Below are 19,809 nucleotides of genomic sequence, written 5' to 3'. Positions count from 1 at the left end.
AAACCGGAATCGCAACCCTAGAAGGATTGGCCGATGCCGGCATAAATTCCATAATCTGTGCCATCTTCGTACTTGTTCAGCGGCACGGCAAAATCAAGCCGCAGCGGCCCGAAAGGTGTAGCATATCGTATTCCCGCGCCGGCGCCGGCGCGGATATCGGAAAAACCCGGGAAGGTGCTGTCCGATACGGTGCCGACATCGATAAAGGGCACGAGGCCGATCGTATCGGTGATCTTGAAGCGGGCCTCCAGCGACCCCGTCACATAGGAGCGGCCGCCGGTGGCATCGCCATTGTCGTTGTAAGGCGAAATTTCCTGATAACTGTATCCGCGCACCGAGCCGCCGCCGCCGGCGAAAAAGCGCTGCGTGGCAGGAATGTCCTCGATTCCGCCGCCGCCGATCAGCACGCCGGCAGCGACCTTGCCGGCAAGCACGAGGCGATCCTCGGCGCCGAACGGCAGATAGCCGGAAATCGAGCCTTCGAACGCCGCATAGGGTGTGGCGTTGAAGACCTCGTAGCCGGGCTTTGCCGAGACTGTCGCGCGATAGCCTTCGGTCGGATTGAACTTGTCGTCGCGTGCGTCACGATCATATTGAAGCGGCAGGGCGATGGTCAGATAGTCATTGGTGCCGAAGGCGTCGTCATCGCGTTCCCAGCTGACTTCGCCGCTCGCCGAAACCGTGTCCTTCTCGGTCAATTCATAGGAAAGCCCGAGCGAGGCGGTGACGAGCGTCGCGTTATAGGCGTCCGGATTCTGGGTCTTGGCGACGATACCGGCCTTCAGCGTGGCGGCCGGGAAGAAGGCGCCGGGCTTGGTGAAGAGGATGCCGGCGGAATAGTCGAGGCTGCCGACATCGGTGGTCTCGCCGAGCCGCGAGACCGAGCCTTCGATCCTCAGCGTCTCGGCCTCGCCGAACAGGTTGCGATGGCCCCAATAGCCCTGGATGCCGAGGCCGTCGGTGGTGGAATATTGCGCGCCGACGCCGAAATAACGCCTCTTGCCTTCGGAAACCTCGATCGTCATCGGCAGCGTACCATCAGGCGACAGCACATCGCCCTCATGAATGGTGACGCTCGAAAAGACGCCGAGGGCGCGAAGCCGCTCGCCGGCCTTCTTCAGCCTTTCCGGCGAATAGGCATCCCCTTTGTTCAGCCGGGAATAACGCTGGATGAAACCTGGCCGCACGGTTTTTTCGCCGGTGACCCCGACATCGCCGATCGGGGCGACAGGCCCGCCTTCGGCAGCAAGCACGATGTCGACCGTGTTGCTCCTGTGATCGGCGACGACCTTGCGTTCGGTCAATTTAGCGAAGGGCCGACCTTCGCTTTTCAACTGTTCGACAATCTTGTCGCCGGCCTTGATGATGGCGAGCGAGCCGGCCTCGGCGCCGGGGGCAAGGTCGTAATCGGCGGGATTGCGGTCCGCGGCGTCGCCGCCGAACTGCACCTCTTTGACCCTGAAAACGGGTCCGGGGGTTATATTGACGGTGACGGGGACCGGCCCGGAGCGGTCGAATGTCGGATTGGGCGGCAGCTCGTCGATATCCTTGCCGTCGATGGTGATCGTCACCACGCCGCCGTATCGGGCCTTTTCATACAAGGTGGCGATCAGCCGCTCGCGGTCGTCACGCGCCTTGACGACGATGCCGAGATCGCCGGAGACGGGCTGTTTCTGGTCGCTGACGAGGCGGGAGGTGTTTTCGAGCGCTTTCTTAAGATCGGCATCGGCGGTGTCGGCCTTGAGGTCGACGTGATAGCGCACCGGATCGGGCACCTGTTCGCTCTCGTCCTCCTCCTTGCCGAAGATGGTGATGCCGAAAAGCTTGAAGGCGTAAGCATCGCCGATCAGGACCGGTGAGAAAGCAGCTGCCGCTGCGACCACCATCATGGTGCCTGTTCGCCGATACGCAAAACCTGTTTTCGGACTTGTCCCTCTAATCCGCATCCGCTGCTTTTGGTTACGCCTACATGAAGCTTCGTTGCCCAGCCGTGAACAGCTTAGCGGCAAAATCGCGCAGGGTGTACCATTTTAAATTGCCCACGCGCTAATTCAGCACAAAAAATCCCGGATGTGTGTCCGGGATTTCCTGTTTTGCGTTTTGCCGGCGCTCTCAGCGCGGGCAAGCGTCGATGTAACGGCGGCCATAGCGGTCGCGATAGTAGCACTGGCCGGGCTGTTCCGCGACGCTGCCGATCAGGGCGCCCGACACGCCGCCGATGGCGGCGCCGACCGCCGCGCCACGAACGTTGCCGGTGACTGCACCGCCAATGACTGCGCCGGATGCAGCACCGATGCCGGCGCCCTGCTGGGTCGGTGTGCAGCTTGCGACCGACAGGCCGATCAATGCGAGTATGACAGCTTTTTTCATCTCTTTTCTCCTGGGTTATCGCCCAATGGGCATAGGCCGTCCCTATTGTTTTTTTGGCACGCTAGCTCGAAAACTATGTCGGAAGAAAGGGTTGTCCACTCTTCTCCGGATTTTTTTGCATCGAAGGGGTGTTGCGGGTGTTGCGGATTTTGCGCCTATGTCGGGCGCTTTTGCCGCATGGCCCCATTGATTGTGGCGCACGTATTTTTTTGTCTGGAATCATTCAAAAAACTGGGCCTTTTGCCGCAGTTGATGTTAAACCAAAGGTAAGCATTGACGCGCGGACGTCCGATCGGCAAGAACGGCCGCGTGATACTGGAGCATATGATGGATTTCGAAGCATTTTTCAAAAACGAGCTGGACGGGCTTCATGCCGAGGGCCGCTACCGCGTTTTTGCCGATCTCGAACGTCACCGCGGCAACTTCCCGCGCGCGACGCGCCATACGGCCGATGGCGAGAAGGAAGTCACGGTCTGGTGCTCCAACGACTATCTCGGCATGGGCCAGAACCCGAAGGTGATCGAGGCGATGAAGACCGCCATCGACCACTGTGGCGCGGGTGCGGGAGGCACCCGGAATATTTCTGGCACCAACCATTACCACGTCCTGCTCGAGCGTGAGCTTGCCGATCTGCACGGCAAGGAATCGGCACTGATCTTCACCTCGGGCTATGTCTCCAACTGGGCCGCACTCGGCACGCTCGGCGCCAAAATCCCCGGCCTGATCATCTTCTCCGATGCGCTCAACCATGCCTCGATGATCGAGGGCATCCGTCATGCCAAATGCGACAAGGTGATCTGGAAACACAATGACGTCGCCGATCTCGAAGCCAAGCTTGCCGCCGCCGATCCGAAAGCGCCGAAGCTGATCGCCTTCGAGAGCGTCTATTCGATGGACGGCGATATCGCCCCGATCAAGGAGATCTGCGACCTGGCCGACAAATACGGCGCGATGACCTATCTCGATGAGGTGCATGCGGTCGGCATGTACGGCCCGCGCGGCGGCGGCATTGCCGAGCGCGAGGGGCTGATGGAGCGGCTGACGGTGATCGAGGGTACGCTCGGCAAGGCCTTCGGCGTGATGGGCGGTTATATCGCTGCGTCGACGGCGCTGTGCGATTTCATCCGCTCGTTCGCCTCCGGCTTCATCTTCACCACGGCGCTGCCGCCAGCATTGGCAGCCGGCGCCGTCGCCTCGATCCAGCATCTGAAGGTCAGCCAGTTCGAGCGCGCCCGCCATCAGGACCGGGTGCGCAAATTGCGCTCGCTGCTCGATCAGCGCGGCATTCCGCATATGCACAATCCCAGCCATATCGTGCCGGTGATGGTCGGCGATGCAGCCAAATGCAAGTGGATCTCCGACCTCTTGCTCGACAATTGCGGCGTCTATGTCCAGCCGATCAACTATCCCACCGTGCCGAAGAAGACCGAGCGGCTGCGCATCACCCCGACGCCGCTGCATTCCGACGCCGATATCGCCCATCTGGTCGAAGCCCTGCATTCGCTCTGGTCGCGTTGCGCGCTGGCAAGGCACGTCGCCTGATCTTTCAATGATCGCCTGGGTTCTAACCTCGCGAATCAGAACCTCCATCGGAGGTTCTGACGGCGATTTGTTCCGCATTCATTAGCTGGATAAGATTATCTAGCCTGTCGCTCTATCGATGAATGACGCATTGCAGTCCGGTCTCATGGATTCGCATCGGCCTTTTCCACGCCTTCCTTCCTTCAATTCACGCTCGTTGTTTCATCAGTCGAATTGTATGAGAAAACCTTTTCTCACTTGACAGAGAGATTGGTAAAAGCTTTTCTCAAGCCAATTCAGAAGGAGGAAGGCCTGAACATATCGGGAGGAAAGAGAGGCAGGATCACCATCCATGAGGTCGCGTCGGCTGCCGGGGTGAGCATCTCGACGGCGTCGAAGGCTCTCAACGACACCGGCCGGATGGGAGCGGAAACCCGCGAGCGCGTGAAGCGGATTGCCGGCGAAATCGGATATCGGCCGAATGCGCTGGCAAGAGGTCTTCTCAGCAAGCGCAGTTTCACCATCGGGCTGCTGACGAACGACACTTACGGCCGTTTCACGCTGCCTGTGATGGCGGGTATTTCGGACGCGCTCGTCGATCATGGGGTCTCGGTTTTCCTGTGCGCCATCGAAGACGATCCGGCGCTTGCCCAGATCCATGTCGATGCGATGCTGGACAAGCAGGTCGACGGTATCATCGCAACCGGCAAGCGGTTGGACAGGCGTCTGCCTGTCGACCTGTCGAATTTGCATGTGCCTGTCGTCTACGCCTTCACCGAGGGGACGCAGAACAGCGTTACCTTTCGTTCGGACGACGAACAGGGTGCGAGGCTGGCCGTCGAATGGCTCGCGACAATCGGGCGGCGGCGGATTGCGCATATTACCGGGCCGGGAGACTTCTTTTCGGTGCGGGAGCGGGCCGGGGCCTATCATCAGGTGGCGGGCCACCGCGAGCCGGTGCTCTATGGCGTCTGGTCGGAAAGCTGGGGCCATGAGGCGGTGGAACAGCTTTGGAAGAGACCGGGGGAAAAGCCGGATGCGCTCTTCTGCGGCAACGACCAGATCGCCCGTGGCGCGGTGGATGCGCTGCGCGAGCGCGGCGTCAAGGTGCCGCAGGATGTTTCGGTAATCGGCTTCGACAATTGGGAGATTGTTGCGGCCCAGACGCGGCCGCCACTGACGACGGTGGATATGGAGCTGAAGGAGCTCGGGCGGCAGGCCGGTTTGACGGTGTTGGCGCTTGCGGAAGGACGGCCCGTCGAGCCGGGAGTGAGGAAATTGCCCTGCCGGCTCGTCATCCGGCGGTCATGCGGGGGTAGGACTCCTCCGGAATGAGACTAAGGGAATGAGAATCAGGGAAATGAGCAAAGGCGCGAGGAGATGCGCCATATTGGGAGGAGTGTCATGATCAAGCGTCTATTGGCGGCGACCGGCATCGCTACTTTGTGCCTGGTGTCGGCTGCATCGGCTGCCGAAAACGTCGAAATGTGGGTCCGGTCGGGGATCGGCGACGCGTTCAAGAAGGTCGTCGAGGCTTATAATTCCAGTCATGAGAACAAGGTCGTGATGACCGAAGTGCCGTTCTCCGAGCTGGTGCAGAAATATGCGACGGCAATCGCCGGCGGACAGGCGCCGGATGCCCTGTCGATGGACCTCATCTACAATCCCGCCTTTGCCGCGGCCGGCCAGTTGGAAGACCTGACGGACTGGGCGAAGTCGCTGCCCTATTTCAACTCGCTGTCGCCGTCGCATGTCCGCCTCGGCACCTATCAGGACAAGATCTACGGCCTGCCGCTCTCTGTGGAAACATCGGTTTTCGCCTGGAACAAGGATCTCTACAAGAAGGCCGGCCTCGACCCGGAAAAGGCACCGGCCAACTGGGACGAAATCACCGCCAATGCCGAGAAGATCCGGGCTCTCGGTGACGATACCTACGGCTTCTATTTCTCCGGCGGCGGCTGCGGCGGCTGCATGATCTTCACCTTCACCCCGCTCGTCTGGGGTGCGGGCGCCGACATCCTGTCGGCCGACAGCAAGAAAGCGACGCTCGATACGCCTCAGATGCGCAAGGCCGTCGACATCTACCGCAACATGGTCAAGAAGGACCTGGTGCCGGCGGGTGCGGCCAGCGACAACGGTACGAACTTCCTGACCTTCACCAACGGTAAGATCGGCCAGCAGAGCCTCGGCGCCTTTGCCATCGGTACGCTGGTGACCCAGCATCCTGAGATCAATTTCGGCGTGACCCTCATTCCCGGCGTCGACGGTAAACCGTCGTCCTTTGCCGGCGGCGACAATTTCGTCATCACCAAGGGGACGAAGAAGATCGACGCCGTGAAGGAATTCCTCGAATACATCTATTCGATGGACGGCCAGAAGATCATGGCGAAATATGGCAGCCTGCCGACACGCGGCGACATTGCCGATCAGGTGCTCGAAGGTCTCGACCCGCGCATGCAGGTCGGTCTGAAGGCAATCAGTGTCGCCAAGACGCCCTATACGCTGCAATTCAACGACCTGATCAACAGCGCCAACGGTCCCTGGGCAAGCTTCACCAATGCGGCGATCTTCGGCGACGATGTCGAGGGTGCGTTCTCCAGCGCCCAGTCGGAAATGCAATCGATCATCGATAGCGGCCAATAACTCTCCCAAGGCCGCGGCCGGGGAGCGGTGGCAGCTTCCCGGCCAACTTCAATTGACAGATGCGGAGCGTTTGATGACCGGTTCCGGTTCAGAGACTCTATTGCCTCGGCGCAGGCGGCGGCGCAGATCCAACTGGCGCGGCCTTGCCTATATCGCGCCTGCTATGGCGCTGGTCATCGTCTTCTTCATCATGCCGGTTCTCTTCACGGGGTGGATGAGCCTTCATAACTGGCCGCTGATGGGGGCGTCGCGCTGGATCGGCTTCAACAATTATTTCCGAATGGTCAACGACACTCGCTTCATGGCGGCACTGAATTTCACCGCCTATTACACCGTGATCGTCACCATTGCGATCTTTGCCATCGCCTTTCCGCTGGCAATCTTCGTCGAGAAGGAACGGCAGTTCGTCAGCGCCTACCGCACGATCATCTTCCTGCCTGTCGTGGTCGGCCTTGCCACCGCCTCGCTGCTCTGGGTCTGGCTTGCCAATGTCGATAGCGGCTTCATCGGCCCAGCCTTGAAGGCGCTCGGTCTTCTGGAAAAGAGCCCCAATCTGCTTGCGACCTTCGACACGGCCTTTCTGACTGTTGTGGTGATGGTCGTCTGGAAGATCGCCGGCTTCACCATGATCATTCTGCTGACCGGGCTTCAGGCCATTCCGTCCGAGCTGACGGAGGCGGCCCGCATCGACGGCGCCGGCCGCTGGCAGCGTTTCCGGCATCTGACGCTGCCGCTGATGCGTAAGACGATCGCGCTGGCGCTGATCGTCTCGGTCACCGGCTCGATCCTTGCCTTCGACCAGTTTTACATCATGACGGCGGGCGGACCGCAGAACAAGATGATCTCGGTGGTCTATTACATCTTCAACCAGTCCTTCGTCTCCTTCAATCTCGGTTATGGCGCAGCGCTTTCGATCGCCCTTCTCTCCATCCTGGTTGCCATCAGCATCGTCCAGCTCTGGCTGCTTCGCGTCGGGGAGGAGCGTCCATGACGACGTCAAGGCAACGCCGCGCCCGGAAGGCCATCCGCACGAAGTCGGCCTATCATCTCACCGGCATCGCCATTTCGATCTTCTTTCTGGCGCCCTTCGCGATCACGCTGCTCGCCTCTTTCCGGCCGGGTGCCGAAGCCAGTCTGCCGCCCTTGCCGCCGTGGCCGACATCCGGGGTCAGCTTCGATGCCTATGCGCTGCTCGATACCTTCGGCGCCGGCATCTGGCAGCACATGATCAATTCGCTGTTGGTGTCGGTCGCCACCGTGGTGCTGACCGTTCTGGTCAGCCTGCTCGCGGGCTATGGCTTCTCGCGTTATCGCTTCCCGATGAAGAATGCGCTCTTCGTGCTGATCATCGCCACGCTGATGATTCCGTTCCAGTCGATCCTGACGCCGCTCTTCATCATCCTGGCAAAACTCGGCCTCAACAATTCGCTGCTCGGGCTGACGCTCGTCTATGTGACGCTGCAGCTGCCTTTCTCCGTTTTCATGATGCGCAATGCCTTCGACGCCGTGCCGAAGGAAATCGAAGAGGCCGCGCGCATCGACGGCGCGCGCGATCTGAGGCTGCTGGCGCGGGTTCTGCTGCCGCTGGTGCTTCCCGGTGTTGCGACGGTGGCGATCTTTGCGTTCCTCAATGCCTGGAACGAGTTTCTCGCCGCGCTTGTGCTGCTCTCGAGCAATGAGAAATACACCCTGCCGGTGCTGATGACGGCAGTTCGCGCCGGGCGGCTCGGCGCCATCAACTGGGGAGCGGTGCAGGCCGGTGTCGTCGTCATGACGATCCCCTGCCTGATCGTCTTCCTGCTCCTGCAACGCTACTACATGCGCGGGCTGATGGCCGGCGCGGTGAAATGATCCCAAGAAGGTAGAGCCCATGACCAAGTCAAGCAACGACCGCCAGTTTCGCCCCGTCGCCGTTCCCGATGTCGAGCTCGGCGGGTTCTGGGGCAAATGGCAGGATGCCGTCTGCAATTCGACCGCCGAGACCCTGCTCGACCGCTGCGTCGAAGCCGGCATGCTCAAGGCGATCGACGTCAGCCAGCCGAGCCCCGGCTTCGTCATTCCCATTCAGCCGTGGGGCGGGACGACGCAGATGTTCTGGGATTCCGATCTCGGCAAGTCGATCGAGACCATCGCCTATTCGCTTTATCGCCGGCCGAACCCGAAGCTGGAGGCTCGGGCCGATGAGATCATCGACATGTATGAGCGGATGCAGGATAAGGACGGTTATCTGAACGCCTGGTTCCAGCGCGTCGAGCCATCCCGCCGCTGGACCAACCTGCGCGACCATCACGAGCTCTATTGCGCCGGCCACCTGATGGAAGCCGCGGTCGCCTATTATCAGGCGACCGGCAAGCGCAAGCTGCTCGACATCATGTGCCGCTTCGCCGACTATATGATCAAGGTTTTCGGCCATGGAGAGGGTCAAATACCAGGCTATTGCGGCCACGAGGAAGTCGAGCTGGCACTGGTCAAGCTCGCTCGCGTGACCGGCGAGAAGAAATATCTCGACCTCTCGAAATTCTTCATCGACGAGCGCGGCACCGAGCCGCACTTCTTCACGGCCGAAGCGGCTCGCGACGGCCGGAGCGCTGCCGACTTCCATCAGAAAACCTATGAATATGGTCAGGCGCACTTGCCGGTACGAGAACAGACGAAGGTCGTCGGCCATGCCGTGCGCGCCATGTATCTCTATTCCGGCATGGCCGACATCGCCACCGAATACAAGGACGACAGCCTGACGGCGGCGCTCGAAACGCTCTGGGACGATCTGACGACCAAGCAGATGTACATCACCGGCGGCATCGGCCCGGCCGCGTCCAACGAAGGTTTCACCGACTATTACGACCTGCCCAATGATACGGCCTATGCGGAAACCTGCGCCTCTGTCGGTCTGGTCTTCTGGGCAAGCCGCATGCTCGGGCGCGGGCCGGACCGGCGTTACGCCGACATCATGGAGCAGGCCCTTTATAACGGCGCGCTGCCCGGCCTTTCCACAGACGGCAAGACCTTCTTCTATGACAATCCGCTCGAAAGTGCGGGCAAGCACCACCGCTGGAAGTGGCACCATTGCCCCTGCTGCCCGCCGAACATCGCCCGTTTGGTGACGTCGATCGGCTCATACATGTATGCGGTTGCCGATGATGAGATCGCCGTCCATCTCTATGGCGAAAGCACCGCCCGGCTGAAGCTTGCCAACGGCGCCGAGGTGGAATTGGAACAGGCCACCAACTATCCGTGGGACGGCGCCGTCGCCTTCACTGTCAAGCTGGCAAAGCCGGCTCGGTTCGCGCTGTCGCTGCGCATTCCGGACTGGGCGGAGGGCGCAACCCTCAGCGTCAACGGGACGATGCTCGACCTCGATGCTCATGTCCGCGACGGATATGCGAAGATCGACCGCGAATGGGCGGACGGTGATAAGGTGGCCCTCTACCTGCCGCTGGCGCTTCGCCCCCAATATGCCAATCCGAAAGTGCGCCAGGATGCCGGCCGCGTCGCCTTGATGCGCGGTCCGCTCGTCTATTGCCTGGAAACAACGGACAATGGCAAAGATCTCAACGCCATCGTTCTGCCCCGCGAACTCCCGGCCGCCGAAACCGTCGTGCTGAAGGACCTCAATGATGCCGTCGCCCTCGATCTCAAGGTCGAGCGTGAGGAAACATCGAATTGGGGCAATTCGCTATACCGCAAGGCGCCGGCCGAAAGGCGGGTCGCCACCGCACGCTTTGTGCCCTATCATCTCTGGGACAACCGCGCGCCCGGAGAGATGCTCGTCTGGGTCCAGGCGGACAAGTAGGTCGTTTGGGGATGACGAACGGTATGGGTAACAAGAGCGTCGTCCTTCAGGACGTGCGAAAGAGCTATGGCAATCTGCAGGTGGTCCATGGCATCGACCTGACGATCGAGGAGGGCGATTTCGTCGTCTTCGTCGGTCCGTCCGGCTGCGGAAAATCGACGCTGCTTCGCATGATCGCGGGTCTTGAGGATGTGACCGATGGGGAGATCGAGATCAAGGGACGTGTTGTCACCGATCTCGATCCGTCCGAGCGCGGCATCGCCATGGTCTTCCAATCCTACGCGCTCTATCCGCATATGAGCGTGCGCGACAACCTGGCCTTCGGACTGAAGATGGCGCGTACGAATGGTGCGGAGATCGAGACGCGCGTCAAGGCAGCCTCGGCGATTCTGAAGATCGACCATCTGCTCGACCGGCGCCCTGGCCAGCTTTCCGGCGGCCAGCGCCAGCGTGTGGCGATCGGCCGGGCGATCGTGCGCGAGCCCGATGTTTTCCTGTTCGACGAACCGCTGTCCAATCTCGATGCGGAGCTGCGCGTTTCCATGCGCATCGAGATCGCCCGCCTTCACCGCGAACTCGGCAATACGATGATCTATGTCACGCATGATCAGACCGAGGCGATGACGCTTGCCGACAAGATCGTCGTGCTGCGTGACGGTCGCGTCGAGCAGGCCGGAACACCGCGCGAAATCTACGAGAATCCTTCCAATACATTCGTGGCGGGCTTCATCGGCTCGCCGAGGATGAATCTCCTGAATGCCCGATGGAGCGAAGGCGGCCTGGTCGATATCGCCGGCGGGCGCGTTGAAAGCGGCCTGCTGCCGAAAGACAGGCCGGCCGGTGCGGCCGTGACGCTCGGTCTGCGGCCGGAGCATCTGAAGGTGGCCCCGGAGCTCACAGGCAGCCTGACGGCAAGGGTCGATTTTTCGGAATATCTCGGCGGAACGCAGTATCTCTACTGCCAGCTCTGCGATGGCCAGTCGCTCACCGTCGAGCACCGGTCGCCGACCAGTATTGCAGCCGGCGAAGAGGTCAGCCTGCGGTTCGAGCCGTCGAATTGCCGATTGTTCGACGAGGGCGGCAATCGGCTGCGATAATCGCCGCCCGAGCCCTCACCCGACAAGATCGAGTTTCATCAGCGCCGACGCGCGCTGCCGGGCCTGCCTGTCGGCGTTGAAGACATCGTCCATGCCGGCAGCCGGCGGCAGGCCGGCCAGATCGTCCATGACCCTCTCGGTGACCTCGGCCATGGCGAGGAAGGACAGGCGCCCTTCGATGAAGGCCTCGAGGGCCACCTCCTTGGCGCCGTTCAGCACCGCGCCCTGAACGCCGCCGCGCGTCATCGCCAGGCGCGCCAGTCGCAACGCGGGGAACCGCACCTCATCCGGCGCTTCGAAATCCAGTCTCGCGAGCCTTGCGAAATCCAGCCGCTCGACCGGCAGGTTCGGCCGGCGCGGAAAGGACAGCGCGTACCCGATGGCGGTGCGCATGTCAGGTGCGCCGAGCTGCGCCAGCACCGAACCGTCGGTATAGCCGACCATGGAATGAATGATCGACTGCGGATGGAGGATCACCTCGATCTGCTCGGGCCTCAATCCGAAAAGGTGGCGGGCTTCGATCATCTCCAGCGCCTTGTTGAACATCGAGGCGCTGTCGATCGAGATCTTCAAGCCCATCGACCAGTTCGGATGGGCGCGCGCGGTTTCCACCGTCACATCGGCCATCTCCTTCAACGAGGCGGTGCGGAAAGGGCCGCCCGAGGCGGTCAGGACGACACGCTCGACGGCATGGCGCTGGTTTTCTTCCAGCACCTGGAAAATCGCATTGTGCTCGCTGTCGACGGGAAGCAGCCTGCCGCCGCCGGCGCGGATCGCCCCGATGAAGAGATCGCCGGCCGAGACCAGACACTCCTTGTTGGCAAGGGCGATATCGGCGCCACGGCGCGCAGCGGCAAGCGTCGGCGCCAAACCCGCCGTGCCGACGATTGCCGCCATCACCCAGTCGGCTTGCCGGTCGGCTGCTTCCATGAGGCCGGATTTCCCCGACGCGACCGCGATGCCGCTGCCGGAAAGTTCGCTTTTCAGCGCTTCATAATGCCGGTCGTTTGCTGTCACCGCCAGCCGCGCGCCGAAAGATCTGGCTTGCCGGGCGAGCAGCTCGACATTGCCGTTGCCTGTCAGAACGGAAATTTCGAAGTTCTCCCGCCCGCCCAGATGTTCGACAACATTGAGGGTATTGCGGCCAATCGACCCGGTCGAGCCGAAGATGCTGAGGCGCCGCGGCGCGGTTTTGCCGGTCATCATTTGGAATTTCGCGAAAAATGTCTCTCGTAGGCTCAGGCTCTACTAGGGTTTGGAGGGTGCGGCAAGTGTGCGGTGCAGCAGATATCGGCCCTTCAGGGGTTTACAGAGCGGCGGCTGGATGTGATCCTTATGACATTCCTGAAGGGATGTGATTCCCCTGTGGCCTCTCGTAGGCACATGGGCAATCGGGCCGCTGCGGCGGCCATTGAAAAACGGGCACTTGGCTGCCCTCGGCTTTTTCGGCCAACATTAAATCGAGGATGACATCGGGAAAACGGCTTGGCTGTGCCGCCCGGCCGTGTTCGCTGCGAGCACTTTGGTGCGGTATCGTGCCATTCGATGAGCCAGCACGTGTCAGGTCAAAACGATCGGATCACATGACGATATTCAGAATAGCCATCCTTCTTTTCGCCATCCTGTCTTCGCTGAGCGTGGCTGCAAAGGCGGACGACCTGCTGATCTGGTCGCCTGCCAAGGTTTCGGATCGGTCGTACAAGGCGACGGTGGGTTTTCGTCTGCCGGCGGAATGGGAGACCAGCGCCGGCGCCGACCTCGCATTGGCAGCGACAAAAGGCGGTGCGCCGCTGCCCGATTCCGAACAGGCCATGCTCTGGGGCAGGATCAGCAAGACGAGTGTCACGCCGGCAGGTCAATCACAGCAGGGCGCCAGGGTCAGCGTCGATACGCTGCGCGGCAGCGGCGCGCTGACGCTCAGCCGCTCGCGCAGCTGGATCCTCTCGGATTCGCTCGACATGCAATCGAGCCGCTCCGTCAGCGTCCGTTACGACCCGGTCGACGCCAGGGAGACTTCGGTGACGGCGTCGCAGGCGCTGAAATTGATCCATCCCTGGACGGGAACCTCGCTTTCGGCCGGCGCAGGCATCAGCAATGCCAGCGGCGACTTCTCGAGTACGGTGGCGGTCAACCAGGCGATCCTGCCTAATCTTAACCTCGATGCCTCGGTCAGCAATCCGTTCTCGCCCGATGAGGTCGGTAGCGTCAATCTTCGCTATCGCGTGCAGTGGTAGCGGTACGAAACCAAACGAGGCCGGTGGCGTTTCTTCTTCAGGTTTTTCGGAGGAACGGAATATGGTTTTCAAAGAGCCGACATTTCACGGGCTTGCGCCCGAAATGGAAGCGGAGATCGCCAATCGCGCATCTCTCGAGGCCGCCGTCGCCAATGCATTGGCAATTGCCGGCGGCATCGATGCGTCGGATGTGGAAGTGACGATGGAGGAAGATCAGGTCGTGTTGACAGGCACTGTCGGTACGGTCGGGGAGATCGAACGGGCAACCGCCGTCGCCAGGGCGGTGGAAGGCGTGACCGCGGTGCAGAACCGAATCCTGCTCAGCGGATCTGCTAGGGGCGACCCGCATTGATATTATCAAAACTCGCTTGCGATCGCCGGTCTTGCCGGCCGCACGCTGTTACGCCGGCGCTCGGCTGATCAACCTGCGAAGCGCTCGACGAGGAAGGATGAACCTTCCAGGCGATCGGTCTTCGCTGCGGTCACCGGCCCCTGCGGCTGATAGGCGATGGCAAGCAGCAGAGCGCTGACGGCGACATAGGCGATTGCCAAAAGAGTCATCTTGATACGCATGATGCGTTCTCCCATTTTCGCGATAAACGCGGCCGATGTCGCGAAGTTCCTGATGGCGAAGTCAGAGGAAAGGCCCGACCACGGGAGGAGCGGCCGGGCTTTTCGTGCATAGACACTGCCTTATCGGCAGATCCGGGTCTCCTTGATAATCGTATGGCCGTGACGGCGGATTCTTTCCGTCTTGGTGAAGCAATCATCGGAGACGCGGCGCATCATGTGATGGCGATAGTAGGGCCGGTGGTGGCGATAATAGCTGCCTTCCGAATCGCTATAATAAGGACGCGGGTTATCCGTGGTGATCGTCACGCTGGCCGCCTGGGACGGCATGGCGGAAAGGACGGACGCTGCAGCGAGCGTGCAAGCAAGAATGAACTGTCTCATGACGAGCCTCTCTTTCTGAGTTGATCATAGTCTCAACTCGCCGGAAGCGCCGCCGGTTCAATCACATAGCGTTACCGATTGTATCGAAGGCAGAAACCTTTGCGGCCGCGGATCGTTAGCGCAGGGAACAGCCGGAGGCCACGATCGTGGGACGGATTGCAAAGATCATCGCCATTGTCTCCGGACTTGCCGGCGGCACGGTGTTTTCGCAAGCGCCGGAATTTGCGCAGCAATATCGCCAGCGGATTGGCGGGGCGATCGATGAACTGCGTGTCATTGTCGAGGACTTCAACCGCCAAGCCGCCCAGCACCATCTCGACCGCCAGGAGGCGTTGAACGCCTATGCCCAATCTTCCGACGATTTCCTGCGCGACCGCGGCGTCTCGATGCAGAGCACGATCGCGCGTTACGAAGAACTGCAGTCGCAGCAACTGAAACTCGGCACCGCCGCCCCAGTCGCCAAGCCCTTCGTGCTGCTGAGGAATGCGGATGATGTCGTTTTCGCCAATACCTGGCGCGACTTCGTGCCCGGGGTGCCGATGAGCTTTGCCGGCCTCGTCTGGGGCGCAATCGGTTTTGTCGGCGGATCGGTTGTGGCGGCGCTGCTGGGATTGGGGGCACGACGCGTTGGACGCCGACGAGTCTATCGTCAGGTGCCGTGAGCATATACGGAGTCAGGCGCCGCCCTGCTGCCCATCTTTAAGACGAGATCAGTCATTCCACTTCTCCCCCAGCATGCGAGGAAGCAGACGACTTAAAGCAAGCGGCCGCTGCACGACGCTCTGCCTAGCTCAATGAAGAACGGCGATGGCCGTTACGCCAGCTTCGTCCGCGGCGCGAATAATCGCCGCCCTCAGTCGCTCAGGTTTAACGTTACCCTTCACGACGTCCAGGCAGATTTCAATCGCAGCAAGGAACTCCTTTCCGTCGTCGTGCGGGAACTCGTTCATCAGCGCGTTGGCGGCCCCACGGCCGTCCTGATGGAAAAAGCCGTTCCGGGTTCTTAAAGAGAAGAATGACGGGATCGAAATCGATCGAAGTGCCCCATTCCATTACACAATACTCCTGATGGCATGGCATATTGTTAACGGTGCAAGGGGCGTGCCACTGCGCGCGACGGTTTACGCAAAAGCTGGCATGGCATCGAAAGGCAATGAATTGGCACCTCGGAAGAGGGCACAATGCATCTTGAACGGGGATGCTCACAGCCGAACTCGACATCATCTTTGAAGGTATAAGCCGGAGAAATCCGATGTCAGCCAGTATTGAGCCGCTTGCCGCTGCCTCATTTGAATCCTTGGAAATCAACGGAAGCAGCTGCAAAACGATTGCGACATGCGGCGGCAACATTTCGATGTAGATTGTTTGATAGTGGTGATCCCGGCGCGATTCGAACGCGCGACCCCCAGATTAGGAATCTGATGCTCTATCCTGCTGAGCTACGGGACCACTTGCACGCCATGCATACAAAAGGCTTGGCGCGAAGCCAAGCCTTAATTCTTGTCAAAGGCCAAGGCGTTGTTCGGCGAGCCGGACCCAGTAGGAGATGCCGTGGGCGATGGCTTCGTCGTTGAAGTCGTAGGCCGGGTTGTGCAGGCCGGCGCTGTCGCCGTTGCCGATGAAGATGAAGGCGCCGGGGCGGGCGTTGAGCATGTAGGAAAAGTCCTCGCCGCCCATCATCGGATCGATTTCGGCATTGACGTTGGCCTCGCCGGCAATGGCGCTGGCGACGGCCACCGCATGCTCGGTTTCCTCGGGATGGTTGACGGTGACGGGGTAGTTGCGGTTGAAGCTGATCTCGGCATCGGCGCCGTGGGCTGCGACCAGGCCTTCGATGATCTGCCGGAAACGCGTCTCGGCGAGCGTGCGCATCTCGCCATCGAGGGTGCGCACGGTGCCGGCGAAGGTCGCGTCATTGGGGATGACGTTATGGGCGAAACCGGCATTGAACTTGGTCACCGAGACGACGACAGAGCTGATCGGATCAGCGGTGCGCGAGGCGATCATCTGCAGATTGCCGACGATCTGGGCGGCGATGGCGATCGGGTCGATCGTCCGGTGCGGCTGGGCGGCGTGGCCGCCGCGGCCCTTGATGGTGACGGTGAATTCGTCGGTCGCCGCCATGATGGCGCCCTTGCGGATCGCGAACTGTCCGACGGGCAGGCCCGGCAGGTTGTGCATGCCGTAGACCTCTTCGATTTCGAAGCGCTCCATCATGCCATCCTTGACCATCAGATTGCCGCCGCCGCCGCCTTCTTCGGCGGGCTGGAAGATGACGGCGACATTGCCGTTGAAATTGCGGGTTTCGGCGAGATATTTCGCGGCGCCGAGCAGCATGGCCGTATGGCCGTCATGGCCGCAGGCATGCATCTTGCCGGGTGTCTTCGAAGCCCACGGCTTGCCGGTGACTTCGGTCAGCGGCAGGGCATCCATGTCGGCGCGCAGGCCGATCGTGCGGCGGCCTTCGCCCTTGCCCTTGATCAGGCCGACGACGCCGGTGCGGCCGATGCCGGTGACGATCTCGTCGACCCCGAATTCCCTGAGTTTTTCAGTGACGAAAGCGGCCGTGTTTTCCACCGCGAAAAGAAGCTCGGGCCGGGCATGGATATGGCGGCGCCATTCGGCGACTTCGTCCTGCAATTCGGCGGCTCTGTTCAAAATCGGCATATTGGCTTTCCTGTTATCAAATCCCGACAATCGTTCGTCGCTTCAAAAGGGCGTGAGGCCCATGCAAATTACTTCGTCAATGACCTTTGCCATGTCATAGCCATATAGGCTAGATAGATGAAGGTTGCGAGATTTTCCGGACATCTGAAGGACGAACCGTGTCGACGAGCCACTTCCGTTTGTTTGCCGCCATGCGGCCGTTTCGTTTCATGATTGCCGCGACTGCCGCTTTTGTCGCCTCCGTTTCGCTCGTTCAGGCCAATCCCCATATTCTCGTCGACGTGCAGACAGGCCGAGTCCTCGAACACGAAGAAGCCTTCCGCAAGTGGTATCCGGCCTCGCTCACCAAGCTGATGACCGTCTATACCGTCTTCGATGCGATCCGCGCCGGTCAGATCAGCCTCGATACGCCCATCGTCATGAGCAAACGCGCCGCCGCACAGCCAGCCGCCAAGATGTATTTCAAACCGGGCCAGAAGCTGACGCTCGACAGTGCGTTGAAGATCCTGATGGTGAAATCAGCCAACGATATCGCGGTTGCGGTCGCAGAAGCCGTCGGCGGTACGCAGGAAGGTTTCGTGACCCGGATGAACGGCGAGGCGCTGAAGCTCGGCATGACGGATTCGCATTTCGTCAATCCGAATGGCCTGCCGGGCAAGGGGCAGTATACGACGGCGCGCGACCTGGCGGTGCTGACGGTGGCGCTGCGCCGCGATTTTCCGCAATATGCCAGCTATTTCGCGCTCGAAGGCTTCACCACCGGCCAGCAAAACGTGCCGAACCTCAATATGCTGATCGGCCGTTTCGCCGGCGCCGACGGCATGAAGACCGGTTTCATCTGCGCCTCGGGCTTCAACCAGATCGGTTCGGCGACACGCAACGGCCGCACCCTCGTCTCCGTCGTGCTCGGCACCGACAGTCTGGCGGCGCGTGCCGATGCGACGGCGAACCTTTTGCAGAAGGGCTTTACGACGCAGTTTCCCGGAAACGAGACGCTCGGTTCGCTGAAGCCCTACGGGCCGGGACAAGACCAGGTGACCGACATTACCGCCGATATCTGCAGCGCCAAGGGCGCCAAGGTGCGCAGCGAAACGCGAGACGAGGTCGGCCGCATGAAGGTGCACTCGCCCTATATTCTCGAAATGGACCACGACCCGCAATTCGTCTTCGCCGGCCTCATTCCGGGGCAGGATCCGCAGCCGGCGCAGCAGCCGGAAAAGGTCGCGACCGGCGACACGGCCGGAGGCATCGCCAACGTGCCGGTGCCGATGCCGCGTCCGACCTCGTTCTAAGATTAGATCGTTTTCAAGGTAAAATGAGATGAGCGCGCTCAACGACAGGATTCCGGTCACCATCCTGACCGGCTTTCTCGGCGCCGGCAAATCGACGCTGCTGAACCGCATCCTCAAAGACCCTGACATGAAGGATGCGGCTGTCATCATCAACGAATTTGGTGATGTCGGCATCGACCATCTGCTGGTCGAAAGTTCCGGCGACTCGATCATCGAGTTATCCGACGGCTGCCTCTGCTGCACGGTGCGCGGCGAGCTTGTCGATACGCTGGCGAACCTGATGGATGCCGTGCAGACCGGCCGCGTCAAACCGGTGAAACGCGTCGTCATCGAAACGACCGGCCTTGCCGATCCGGCGCCAGTCATGCAGGCGATCATGGGCAATCCTGTCATTGCCGCGAATTTCGAGCTCGACGGCGTCGTGACCGTCGTCGATGCGGTCAACGGGCTGCAGACGCTCGACAATCACGAGGAAGCGCGCAAACAGGCGGCCGTCGCCGACCGGCTGATCGTCTCGAAGACATCGATGGCCGGTGTAACGGCGGAGCTGGAACAGCGCCTGCGGACGCTCAATCCGCGCACCGCGATGATGGATGCCGACGGTACCGAGGCCGGCAGCGCTGCCGTGTTGGTGAACGGGCTCTATGATCCGGCGACGAAGATCGCCGATGTCGGCCGCTGGCTGCAGGACGAGGATGCGCATGAGGCGCATCACCACAATCGCGGCCACGATCATGATCACGATGGCGCTCACCATCACCATGGCCACCGCCATGATCACCATGCGGGTCAGGATCCGCACGACGTCAATCGTCACGATGCCTCGATCCGGTCTTTCTCCATCGTCGAAGAGAAGCCGATCGATCCAATGGCGCTCGAAATGTTCGTCGATCTGCTGCGTTCGGCCCATGGCGAAAAGCTGTTGCGGATGAAGGCGATCGTATCCGTCTCCGATCGGCCGGAACGGCCGCTGGTGCTGCACGGCGTCCAGAGCATCTTCCACCCGCCGGTGCGGCTACCGGCGTGGCCGGATCCGCAAGACCGGCGCACGCGCATGGTGCTGATCACCAAGGACCTGCCCGAGGCCTTCGTGAAGGATCTCTTTGACGCCTTCCTAGGCAAGCCGCGGATCGATACACCGGATCGTCAGGCGCTGTCCGACAACCCTCTCGCCATTCCGGGTTTGCGCATCTAAAGGCGCGCCGCATCGTGCTATCCGAAAATCGAGTCCGATTTTC

At 61.0% G+C, this 19,809-nt stretch carries 19 protein-coding genes and 1 tRNA gene; 12 read left to right on the top strand and 8 right to left on the bottom strand.

The genetic code is table 11. The features are described from left to right. Positions 1–17: 17 nt before the first annotated feature. Together B5E41_RS02590 and B5E41_RS02585 are read right to left on the bottom strand one after the other, a co-directional pair. On the bottom strand, positions 18–1,946 hold the full coding sequence (locus tag B5E41_RS02590) for an autotransporter assembly complex protein TamA (RefSeq protein ID WP_176439328.1): 1,929 nt from the start codon (positions 1,944–1,946) through the stop codon (positions 18–20). 166 nt (positions 1,947–2,112) lie between these two features. Continuing rightward, positions 2,113–2,370, bottom strand: coding sequence for a YMGG-like glycine zipper-containing protein (locus tag B5E41_RS02585; protein ID WP_011427043.1), 258 nt, complete (start codon positions 2,368–2,370; stop codon positions 2,113–2,115). 327 nt (positions 2,371–2,697) lie between these two features. Here B5E41_RS02585 and hemA point away from each other — a divergent pair, with 327 nt between their 5' ends. From hemA to B5E41_RS02550, 7 genes are all read left to right on the top strand, one after another. After that, a complete protein-coding gene (hemA, locus tag B5E41_RS02580; RefSeq protein WP_088391333.1) occupies positions 2,698–3,912 on the top strand; it encodes a 5-aminolevulinate synthase in 1,215 nt (404 codons plus the stop codon). Between the two features lie 291 nt (positions 3,913–4,203). Next, the gene (locus tag B5E41_RS02575) at positions 4,204–5,226 is read left to right on the top strand and encodes a LacI family DNA-binding transcriptional regulator (protein ID WP_088391331.1); all 1,023 of its coding nucleotides are present in this window, start codon (positions 4,204–4,206) and stop codon (positions 5,224–5,226) included. A 69-nt stretch (positions 5,227–5,295) separates the two neighbouring features. Then, a complete protein-coding gene (locus B5E41_RS02570) occupies positions 5,296–6,534 on the top strand; it encodes an ABC transporter substrate-binding protein (RefSeq protein ID WP_088390842.1) in 1,239 nt (412 codons plus the stop codon). Between the two features lie 73 nt (positions 6,535–6,607). Further along, entirely contained in the window at positions 6,608–7,525 is a 918-nt protein-coding gene (locus B5E41_RS02565) for a carbohydrate ABC transporter permease (RefSeq protein WP_088390840.1), read from the top strand. Beyond that, positions 7,522–8,385 carry a carbohydrate ABC transporter permease gene (locus B5E41_RS02560; RefSeq protein WP_011427038.1) on the top strand — a complete coding sequence of 288 codons (864 nt, stop codon included), beginning with the start codon at positions 7,522–7,524 and terminating at the stop codon, positions 8,383–8,385. The genes B5E41_RS02565 and B5E41_RS02560 overlap by 4 nt, the downstream gene beginning before the upstream one ends. A gap of 19 nt (positions 8,386–8,404) precedes the next feature. Further along, the gene (locus tag B5E41_RS02555) at positions 8,405–10,327 is read left to right on the top strand and encodes a glycoside hydrolase family 127 protein (RefSeq protein WP_088390838.1); all 1,923 of its coding nucleotides are present in this window, start codon (positions 8,405–8,407) and stop codon (positions 10,325–10,327) included. Positions 10,328–10,350: 23 nt separating this feature from the next. Continuing rightward, a complete protein-coding gene (locus tag B5E41_RS02550; RefSeq protein WP_176439327.1) occupies positions 10,351–11,424 on the top strand; it encodes an ABC transporter ATP-binding protein in 1,074 nt (357 codons plus the stop codon). A gap of 15 nt (positions 11,425–11,439) precedes the next feature. On the opposite strand, the gene dxr is transcribed toward B5E41_RS02550, so the two are convergent. Then, positions 11,440–12,630 (bottom strand): 1-deoxy-D-xylulose-5-phosphate reductoisomerase, encoded by a 1,191-nt coding sequence (gene dxr / locus B5E41_RS02545; RefSeq protein WP_088390834.1) that lies wholly within the window; start codon positions 12,628–12,630, stop codon positions 11,440–11,442. Positions 12,631–13,007: 377 nt separating this feature from the next. On the opposite strand from dxr, the gene B5E41_RS02540 reads away from it, so the two are divergent. Further along, positions 13,008–13,658 (top strand): hypothetical protein, encoded by a 651-nt coding sequence (locus tag B5E41_RS02540; protein WP_088390832.1) that lies wholly within the window; start codon positions 13,008–13,010, stop codon positions 13,656–13,658. Positions 13,659–13,719: 61 nt separating this feature from the next. After that, the gene (locus B5E41_RS02535; RefSeq protein ID WP_064805340.1) at positions 13,720–14,010 is read left to right on the top strand and encodes a BON domain-containing protein; all 291 of its coding nucleotides are present in this window, start codon (positions 13,720–13,722) and stop codon (positions 14,008–14,010) included. A 68-nt stretch (positions 14,011–14,078) separates the two neighbouring features. On the opposite strand, the gene B5E41_RS31585 is transcribed toward B5E41_RS02535, so the two are convergent. Together B5E41_RS31585 and B5E41_RS02530 are read right to left on the bottom strand one after the other, a co-directional pair. Then, on the bottom strand, positions 14,079–14,231 hold the full coding sequence (locus B5E41_RS31585) for a hypothetical protein (RefSeq protein ID WP_164517809.1): 153 nt from the start codon (positions 14,229–14,231) through the stop codon (positions 14,079–14,081). 120 nt (positions 14,232–14,351) lie between these two features. After that, positions 14,352–14,612: a hypothetical protein gene (locus B5E41_RS02530; RefSeq protein ID WP_088390830.1), complete on the bottom strand. Its 261-nt coding sequence runs from the start codon at positions 14,610–14,612 to the stop codon at positions 14,352–14,354. A gap of 146 nt (positions 14,613–14,758) precedes the next feature. Between B5E41_RS02530 and B5E41_RS02525 the strand changes: the two genes are divergently transcribed. Continuing rightward, positions 14,759–15,274, top strand: a complete 516-nt coding sequence (locus B5E41_RS02525) for a DUF2937 family protein (RefSeq protein WP_088390828.1) — start codon at positions 14,759–14,761, stop codon at positions 15,272–15,274. 129 nt (positions 15,275–15,403) lie between these two features. Here the strand turns inward: B5E41_RS02525 and B5E41_RS32075 are convergent, their stop codons facing one another. The 3 genes from B5E41_RS32075 to B5E41_RS02510 all read right to left on the bottom strand — a co-directional run bounded on the left by B5E41_RS32075 (position 15,404) and on the right by B5E41_RS02510 (position 17,279). Beyond that, positions 15,404–15,562: a DUF982 domain-containing protein gene (locus tag B5E41_RS32075; RefSeq protein WP_245303049.1), complete on the bottom strand. Its 159-nt coding sequence runs from the start codon at positions 15,560–15,562 to the stop codon at positions 15,404–15,406. Between the two features lie 422 nt (positions 15,563–15,984). Then, positions 15,985–16,061, bottom strand: a tRNA-Arg gene (locus B5E41_RS02515). 54 nt (positions 16,062–16,115) lie between these two features. Beyond that, on the bottom strand, positions 16,116–17,279 hold the full coding sequence (locus B5E41_RS02510; RefSeq protein ID WP_088390826.1) for a M20 aminoacylase family protein: 1,164 nt from the start codon (positions 17,277–17,279) through the stop codon (positions 16,116–16,118). Between the two features lie 158 nt (positions 17,280–17,437). On the opposite strand from B5E41_RS02510, the gene B5E41_RS02505 reads away from it, so the two are divergent. Both B5E41_RS02505 and B5E41_RS02500 read left to right on the top strand, forming a co-directional pair. Next, positions 17,438–18,571 carry a D-alanyl-D-alanine carboxypeptidase family protein gene (locus tag B5E41_RS02505; RefSeq protein ID WP_088390824.1) on the top strand — a complete coding sequence of 378 codons (1,134 nt, stop codon included), beginning with the start codon at positions 17,438–17,440 and terminating at the stop codon, positions 18,569–18,571. Between the two features lie 28 nt (positions 18,572–18,599). Beyond that, on the top strand, positions 18,600–19,766 hold the full coding sequence (locus tag B5E41_RS02500; RefSeq protein ID WP_088390822.1) for a CobW family GTP-binding protein: 1,167 nt from the start codon (positions 18,600–18,602) through the stop codon (positions 19,764–19,766). Positions 19,767–19,809: the final 43 nt, after the last annotated feature.

The sequence above is a fragment of the Rhizobium esperanzae genome (genome assembly GCF_002204185.1).
Taxonomy (GTDB): domain Bacteria; phylum Pseudomonadota; class Alphaproteobacteria; order Rhizobiales; family Rhizobiaceae; genus Rhizobium; species Rhizobium esperanzae.
This window is presented reverse-complemented; position numbering and strand designations above follow the sequence as displayed.